This window comes from Methylobacter sp. BlB1 (genome assembly GCF_015476545.1).
Taxonomy (GTDB): Bacteria; Pseudomonadota; Gammaproteobacteria; order Methylococcales; family Methylomonadaceae; genus Methylobacter.
Genome location: NZ_JADMKV010000105.1, coordinates 1 through 8973, shown reverse-complemented (window position 1 = coordinate 8973; position 8973 = coordinate 1). Strand labels below are relative to the sequence as shown.

Sequence of the window (8973 nt, the reverse complement as noted above, 5' to 3'; positions counted from 1 at the left end):
AGTTGATTCAGGAGATCAGGAAGACGGCTGATATGAAAGACAGCAAAATCATCGTGACGACCGGGTTGAAAGCTGTCGACTCGATTTTCTCCGCAGTTATCTTCTAAACCTTTCCCTGTAATTTAACGACTTTCTTTGGGCATTGCAGTTTTTATCCAGTACTTAGCACCAAATTATCAAACAAATCTGTGCCGTAGGCGTTTAAGAGCGACGCATCATAACTAGAATGGGAGAAAACGGTCTTTTTTAACGGCTTCTGGATTAAGATTGCAGAAAGAGAGGCTCTAGGCGGACACTAAATCATTTCATTTTATCTTTATGTTAATACTGTAATAATACAAACTGCAATTCTTTCAACATCAATATTGAAAAAGAATAAAAATCATATGTAGTGCTCGAGCTATAAATCACGGTGTATATTCTAGACTAACAAATAATACTCCGAACAACAGAAATACAGTCGAGACAAATACTTATCGTACTTTAAATTTAGCCCAATTCATCTTAAGTAATCTTTCTCTGACAATAAACGACGTGATATATTGCCGCCTTATTAGCCGATCGCAAGTTCGTCGGCGAGGACTGGTTCGCTTGACTGCAAGCACAAGCCATTCCGTTTCATCAACGCCTCACGCATTCCCAATGCCTGGAACCAGCTAAAACGAGCTGATCAGCTGTTTGGTTCCTTAAAACCCGGGCAACTGCACCATCTGTCAGGCCGCCGTCCGGTTTGGGGTTGCTTTGTCACCTTGTCGGCCTTGCGGTTGGACGATGGCGACTGGCTGATCATCGCCAGCTCGGATGCACCACAAACCCAGGCGATTGAAACCTATGCCCGGCGCGGGGAAATCGAGACCTTGTTCGGCTGCCTGAAAAGCCGGGGCTTCAACTTTGAAGACACCCATTTGGTTGATCCCGAAAGGCTCAGCAAATTATTCGCCTTGCTCGCATTGGCCTTTGCCTGGACCTATCATACCGGCGAGCGACTCGACAGCCACCAGCCCATCCTTTTTAAAAGACCCTTCAGCGGCCTCTCGAGTCTATCTTCCGACACGGACTCGACTTTATCCGCAGTTGTCTTCTGAGTTTTTACCTGCGATTTGATGACTTTCTTTGGGCTTTGAGGTTTTTGTCCTGTACTTACCCCCCAGACCTACAAATTTTTGCCGCAAAATTGACATATATCAATTAAAACAAAAAGATATTATTACCCGTCATTTTTGACGTTACCTACAGATCAGTACTCAATTCTGTCTCACAGCCATGAACGCCATTCGGATACAGCCATAAATCCGGCTGGTAAACCGAACCCTGTAAATTTTATAAGCGGTCTTACTAAGTAGTTATACTTATTTTTTTATTTTATCTTCAGCCTTAATATCGCAGTTTTACTCTCAGTCCTGATAATTGCATTTATGGTCCTCTGTTTTTTGACTAAGGACATAACACAGCAGTAATTCGATAAAAAAGCCATGTCACCCATCATTAACAAAGCAAAAACGAAGCAGATTCAAATCCTGAGGATTCAACACGATGATATGTGTTCAAATTTTATGGATGAGAAAATATCGTTGCTCGTAATGAAATTAGCAGCGTACTTGCATCCTGTGGGCGCCGAATGGCTTACTTTGCGAAATATAGCGAACTTCATATAGCAATTGGGGGCGAAGCAAGACTTAAAATTCAATCGGCGTTAATACCAAATACGCGCAACTTACAACAGCAAATGATTGATATAACGATAAAAAATCAACTGCAGGACGCGCCGAAACTGGGCAACTACATTGTTAGCGAAAAGCTGGGAGAAAGCTTGCAGGCAGTAGTGTTCAAAGGCTATCACAAATACGTCCCCGACCAGCCGTTGATCATTAAACTGCTGAAGCAGTTGTCAAGTTGGGACGACCAATCCCGGTATTTGCGCCAGAAAATTGAACGCCTGAAAGTGCTTCACGATCCGCGTGTTTGTACGCCGATTGCACTGGAATCATACGGTGATCTGCAGTTTATCGTTCAGCCCTGGTTTGCCGGACAACCCCTGAACTATTGGGCAAAAAAGCAAGACAGGCTCGATCTCAACAGTTTTTTTACGTTGGCCTGCTCATTAGCCGATACGCTGCAAGCGGTGCACGATGCCGGCATTACCCACGGAGGCGTCAAACCCCACAATATTCTGCTGCATCCCGGAACGCTGACCTTGCGGCTGACCGATTTCATAACGCCGCTGGACATTCGTGATGTCAGCCATTTTATCTACGACCCGGAATTTGTACGCCATACCCTGGCCTACACCTCACCGGAACAAACCGGCCGCATCAACTACAGGGTCGATTTTTCCACCGATTTGTATTCATTGGGAATCGTATTTTACGAATTGCTTACCGGCCAGCTGCCGTTTTTTTCCAGCGACCCCCTGGAGCTGATTCACTCGCATCTGGCCGAAGAAACGCCTAAAGTCAATCAGCTCAAGCCGCAGATCCCCCGGGTTCTGGCCGATATTATCGCCAAGCTCACCGTCAAGCAGCCGGAGAAACGTTACCAGAGCACCTCAGGCCTGCTGGCCGATTTAAACCGTTGCAAGCAAGAATACGCCGATACGGGCAGCGTATCGGCGTTTGCGGTAGGCCAGCACGATCGCAGCCGCCGGGTCATTTTTATTTCAAAAATGGTGGGCCGTCAGGCAGAAAGCCAGCTGATACAACAGCAATACAATGAGGTCATCAGCGGCAAATTTCGCTCGGTCTTTATTTCCGGACTGTCCGGCATCGGCAAAACCCGGCTGATTCAGGAACTGCAAAAACCGCTGGTCAAAAATCGCGGTTACTTCACCTCCGGCAAGTTCGACCAGTATCAGAAAAACATTCCCTACAGTTCACTGATTCAGGCTCTGCGCAATCTGATGCGCATTTTTCTGACCGAAAGCGACATGCAGGTTCAGCAATGGCGGACCAGAATACTCGAGGTCGTAGGAAACAGCGGCGGCGTCATCATCGATGTGCTGCCGGAACTGGAATTCATCATCGGCCGCCAGCCGGAAGTGCCGCATCTGCCGCCCGTGGAAGCCCGCAACCGCTTCAATAACCTGTTCGGCCGTTTTCTGGCCTGTCTGGCCAGCGAAGACAATCCGCTGGTGCTGTTCATCGACGATCTGCAATGGTGCGACAGCGCAACCTTCGATTTTTTACAAAACCTGTTCGACAATCATCATGAACATCCCTTCCTGTTTTTCATGGGCGCCTATCGGCACAATGAAGTCGACAACAGCCATCCGCTCAGCAAGCTGATCCGCAAGATTCAGGAAAACAACAGCCCGTTCGCGGAAGTTCGCGTGGAGGCGCTCACCGACTCCAACTGCCACGAGATGGTGGCTTACATCCTCGATTCTTCACTGGAAGCCACGGCCAATCTGGCAGAATTTATCGCCCATCTCACCGAAGGCAACCCGCTGTTCGTCAGTGAGAGCCTGGCCTGGCTGTATAACGAGGGATTGCTGAATACCGATGACGAACATCACTGGCATTGGGATATCAAGCGGATTCGCGACACGCAGATGCCAACCTCGGTGGTGGAACTGTTCAGCTCCAAGGTAGGCAAACTGCCCCTCAAAACCCTGCACATTCTCGACCACTGCGCCTGCATGGGCAACCGCTTCAGTGCGGAAGATGTGGCGCTGGTGCTGGATATTCGCATCGAACAACTCTTCGAGGATTTGAAGCCGGTATTGAATCTGGGGATGCTGCTGGAGAACAAATCCGATCTGCAATTCGTCCACGACCGGGTTCAGGAAGCGGTGCTGCGCCAGGTCGATCCCCAGACCAAGCCTGCCATCCACTGGCGCATAGGCAACCGGTTGCTGCAAGTGGTGCCGGCAGGAACCCATCTTGAAGCGCTTGACAACCTGTTTACTATAGCCGCTCACCTCAATCTGGGCCGTCCGGCGGACATGGGTCACGAGCTGGCTTACCGGCTGGTCAATATCAACTTCCATGCCGGCAACAAGGCGCTGGATGCATTGGCCGGCGACGCCGCCAACGATTTTTTTCAGAAAGCCCACGACTATCTGCCGGCCAATTGCTGGCAGCAGGCTTACGATCTGACTTTCCGTATTTATCAGCGCCTGGCCAAAACTGAGCTGATGTGCGGCCGTTATGAAAAATCGGAAGTGCTGATCAATTATCTGATCGAACACGCCGTCAGCGACCTGGATAAAGCCGAAGCCCTGGCCGAACAGACCACGTCATTGTCTTCGTTCGGCAACTTCAACAAGGCGATAGCCACCGCCAACCGCGGCCTTGCCTATTTCGACAAGTCAATTCCGGAACAACCCGAAATAGCCAGGCAGCGGATGCTGGACTTGATGGCGGAAATCGAACAGCAGGGCGATGTCTGGACAACCATCCTGCATATGCCTTTTACCCATGACCGCAAAAGCAAGATCGAACTGGCATTCTACAGTGAGCTGATCCCCGATCTCTACATGTCCGGCCTGGTGCCGCAACTGTACCTGTCAGCGGCGCAATCGACGCTGCATTGCCTGCATGGCGGCATGGATGAATCGGTGATTTATTCGTTTTCGATCATGGGCCTCAACCTCGGCGAACAGGGCAAGTTCGAACTGGCTTTTCTTTACCAGGATCTGGCCCACGACCTGTGCGAAAAACATCCGAATACTTTTGGCGCCACCCGCGGCATGAACGGCATTGTCTGGTGCAATATGCACTCGCGCAGCCATCCGGCCGAAATCGTCGAATACAGTCACAAAGCCATACAGTGCGGCAAGAATTGCGGCGACTTGTATAACGCCGGCCTGTCCTACGGACCGTTGATGTGGAATTTGCAGGTGCAGGGCAAAAATCTGCGCCTGATTGAAGAAGCCGCCGAGGAATGCCTGCATTTTTCCCGCAAGAACCAGCTATCGTTCTCGGTCGGTCTTGCCGAAGCCGTGCTGGCCGGTTGGGTGGCGCCGATGAAACCCGATTACCAGCCGGTGGACATGACCGAAACGCTGGCGCGTTGGGAAGTCGATAATTACGTCGCCGCTTCCGGCAGTTATTTTGCACTGCTGGGTTTCGCCCAGCATTATCTGGGCGATTACGCGGCGGCGGCTGTGTCCTTGCAAATGGTGGAACGCTATCTGCACGGCTTGACCGATAACGTCCTGAAACGTCTCTGGTATGTCTTCCGTATCGTCAATCGCCTGCGCTGGCCGGAAGGCGCCGACTGGCCTATGCTCGAAGCGGAAATCGCACCGCTGCTGGCCGAACTGGAAACCTGGGCCCGTCTCGGACCGTTGCTGAAACCCTTTCTGGCCTTTGTCTACGCCGAGATGGCCCGCGCCCAAAACCAGATGCGCGACGCCCGCAACTTGTATTTGGATGCGATCGCGGTCGCTCAGGCACAAAACTACGGCCTGCTCACCGGACATCTATATGAAGCATTGGCCGAGGTGGTAACAACCGGTAATCTCGGCGATGCCGAACTTTACTACAGCGCAGCGCGGCGCGCGTACCGTATGTGCCGCGCCGATCGCAAAGGCGCCCTATTACAGCAGCGCCACCCTTACACTTACACCGAGCTCGAGAATACAGTTCGTCTCGAAAAAAATGTTGCGTTTGACGCGCCGGCTACTCTGCCGAACCTCGATATCAATTATCTCATGAAATCGGCGCTGGCTCTGTCGGCGGAAGTCGATCTTAATCTGCTCATGCAAAAAATCATGACCGTAGTGCTGGAAAGTTCGGGAGCTCAGCACGGCTACCTGCTGATCAGGGAAGCTGATGAACTGCTGGTCGCTGCGGAAAGCCATGTCGGCAAAAAACACATCGTTAATCGCCAGTATCTCAGCCTTGACAAGACCCGTAGCGGCATCAGCCGCGCCATCGTCAATTACGCGCTGCGCACGCGTAAAAAAGTGTTATTGCATGATGCGATGGCTGAAGGCGAGTTTCAGGATACTCCGGAAGTGCAGGCATTAAGGCTACGTTCGGTTCTGTGCCTGCCGATCATCAAACAAAACGAATTAATCGGTCTGCTCTATCTGGAAAATCGACTGTCAACAGGCGTGTTCACCCCTGAAAAAACCGATATGACCGAGCTATTGACCGCTCAGGCTGCAATTTCCCTGGAAAACGCCCGCCTCCTGGAACAAACCCGACTCGCCTACACAAAGCTTCAGGAAAACCAGGAGCATATGCTGCAGATGGAAAAACTCTCGGCATTGGGAACTCTGGTCGGCGGTGTCGCGCATGAGATCAACAATCCGCTGATGGGAGTCATGAATTTTGTCGAATTCGCCGCAGATAGAAGCGCTGATAAAAAATCAAAGGAAATTCTCGATCAGGCGCTGCAGCAGATTCACCGCATCAAGAAGATTGTCAGCAACATGCTGGTCTTTGTTCATAACAGATCAACCCCAAGCGGCACCTGCCAGATTACTGAGGTGGTCAGGCAAAGTTTGTTGCTGCTGGAAGGCGAACTGAACAAGAAAAGTATAAAGGTAGAAATCGACGCCGCCGACGATCTGCCGTCCATCCATTGCTGTGCCGATAGCCTGCAGCAGATTCTGGTCAACCTGCTCATTAATGCCCGCGACGCGCTGGCTGATAGCCACCAGCCGCTGATCAACATCACAATCAGGCGCATGGAAGACATGCTGGAACTGAGCGTGGCCGATAACGGCCAGGGCATCCCGCAGGATGTGCAAACGAAGATTTTTGATCCGTTTTTTACTACCAAGCCTCCCGGAAAAGGTACCGGCCTGGGCTTGTCGGTCATACGCCGCCTGGTTCAGGATGTTGGGGGCAACATACAGGTGGAGAGTTCACATGGACACGGCTGTTGCATGCGACTTCGATTTCCTCATGTTTGAGCGTTTAACTTTCCCTTACACATAACTTGTGGATACTGAGACTGCCATTTACGGCTAGAATTTCTCAGCGCTCGAGCATTTAAATTTCTATAAACAAGAGACAAAAATATATGTTAAATAAAATTCTGGTAATAGACGATGACCCCGCAGTACGCGGCGCTTTCAAACTGATTCTGGAAGAAGACAATTTCTCGGTCCGGGAGGCTGAGGACGGTTTGCAAGGCATTGAAATGGCTCTCGTCGAACGTCCCGACTTGATCTTTCTCGACCTGCGCATGCCCGGCATCGATGGCGTGGAAACCTTGCGCCGGCTGAAGACCATCGATGAAACGCTGAACATTTATATTGTCACTGCCTTTTCTAACGAATATATGGAGCAGCTGAAAGATATACATGAGGAAGGCTATAAATTCGAACTGGCCAGCAAGCCGCTGTCGTCCACACAAATCCGCAATATTGCCCAGATCGCCCGTATTGCCGCACCCCGGTTAGAACGGCGCGCAACGCAGCATAAACTTGTTCTAACCCTGTATGTGGTATCCTTGAACAGCGAAACCCGCCGACTGGTCGAGCAGATTACGGCCGCGCTCGCCAACCTTTACGATCCCGGCCATTGGGTTTTAAACGTAGTTGAAGTACTGGGCATGCCGGAGAAAGCGCTTGAAAAAGACGTATTTGCTACGCCCATGCTGGTGCGCGATATGCCTGAGCCCGTGCTGAAACTGCTCGGAGACTTGTCGAGGGTGCCGTCAATCATCGCGGCCATTACCACCGAAGCTAAAGGAATTGGCGTACAAACCATCATCGTTTAAGAAACTGTTCGACTATGGCCGCTCACTCTTTCAAGCTTGACCTGATACTGGACACTATCACCGATGGTGTTTTGGTTGTAAATAGCCAGGGTGTCGTACTCTATGCCAACCAAGCCGCCGAAACCCTGCTGGCGCGCAGTCCGATAATCGGCCAATCGTTGGCGATTCCGCTCAATCCTGATAACGACAGCTATCAGGACATTAATCTGATCCGGCCGGACGGACTCGCCTGGGCAGAAATGCGTTCCTCGCCGCTGGAATGGGAGGGACAGCCGGGCTATGTCATCGCCTTGCGCGACATTACCGAACGCAAGCACATGGAGCTGGAACGGCAAAAGTTTGTTTCGCTGGCCGACAACAGCATGGAGTTCATCGGCATGTTCGACATGAATTTCAATCCATTCTATATCAACGAAGCCGGCATGCGCCTGATCGGTCTCGATAGCCTGGAGCAGTGCATTCGAACGCCAATTCAGGAGTTTTTCTTCCCCGAAGATCAGGGCTACATCCTTGAGGAATTTTTCCCGCGCGTCCTGCGCGAGGGTCATGCTGATGTCGAAATCAGATTTCGTCATTTCAAGACCGGCGCGCCCATCTGGATGATCTACAATGTATTCTTCATCAAAGACTGCAACGGTGAGCCAGTGGGTATCGCCACCGTGAGCCGCGATATTTCCGAGCGCAAACAGGCTGAGGCCGCCCTGCTCGAAGCCGATCAGCGCAAGGACGAATTCCTGGCCATGCTGGCCCACGAACTGCGCAATCCGCTGGCGCCGATCAGCAACGCCGTGCAGATCATGAAACGCTCCGGTCTGGACGAAACACGGCTGACCTGGTGCCGCGACATCATCGGTCGCCAAGTCGAACACCTGGTCCGGCTGGTGGACGACCTGCTGGATGTCTCGCGCATCAGCCGCAACAAGATCGAACTCAAGAAGGAACCGCTCGAGGTATCGGCCATTGTGCAGCGGGCGGTGGAAACCAGCCAGCCGCTGATCGATGCCCGCCGTCATGAATTCACAGTACAGCTGCCGCCTGAACCGGTCTATGTCGAAGGCGATCTGGTCCGATTGTCGCAAGTCGTGTCGAACCTGCTCAACAATGCCGCCAAGTACACCGATGAAGGCGGCCGCATCAATCTGGCCGTTGAGCCAGCGGGCGATGAAATCTTCATCCGCGTCCGTGACAACGGCCGGGGTATCGATCCCTCAGCGCTGTCAGGCCTGTTTCAACTGTTCTATCAGGTGGACCGCACCATCGACCGCGCCGAGGGCGGTTTGGGCATTGGGCTTGCGC

General features: G+C 51.8%; 4 protein-coding genes. All 4 read left to right on the top strand.

The window, feature by feature from the left end; genetic code table 11:
• Positions 1–758: 758 nt before the first annotated feature.
• The gene (locus IT781_RS20945; protein ID WP_194972119.1) at positions 759–1085 is read left to right on the top strand and encodes a transposase; all 327 of its coding nucleotides are present in this window, start codon (positions 759–761) and stop codon (positions 1083–1085) included.
• Positions 1086–1726: 641 nt separating this feature from the next.
• Positions 1727–6865: an AAA family ATPase gene (locus IT781_RS20940; protein ID WP_194972118.1), complete on the top strand. Its 5139-nt coding sequence runs from the start codon at positions 1727–1729 to the stop codon at positions 6863–6865.
• A 110-nt stretch (positions 6866–6975) separates the two neighbouring features.
• A complete protein-coding gene (locus IT781_RS20935) occupies positions 6976–7677 on the top strand; it encodes a response regulator (RefSeq protein ID WP_194972117.1) in 702 nt (233 codons plus the stop codon).
• A 14-nt stretch (positions 7678–7691) separates the two neighbouring features.
• A partial coding sequence (locus tag IT781_RS20930; RefSeq protein WP_194972116.1) for a PAS domain-containing sensor histidine kinase occupies positions 7692–8973 on the top strand: 1282 nt, incomplete at its 3' end.

Coding starts and splice junctions, on each gene's coding strand:
- IT781_RS20940 (WP_194972118.1), top strand. CDS start 1,727: ATGATTGATATAACGATAAAAAATCAACTGCAGGACGCGCCGAAACTG.
- IT781_RS20935 (WP_194972117.1), top strand. CDS start 6,976: ATGTTAAATAAAATTCTGGTAATAGACGATGACCCCGCAGTACGCGGC.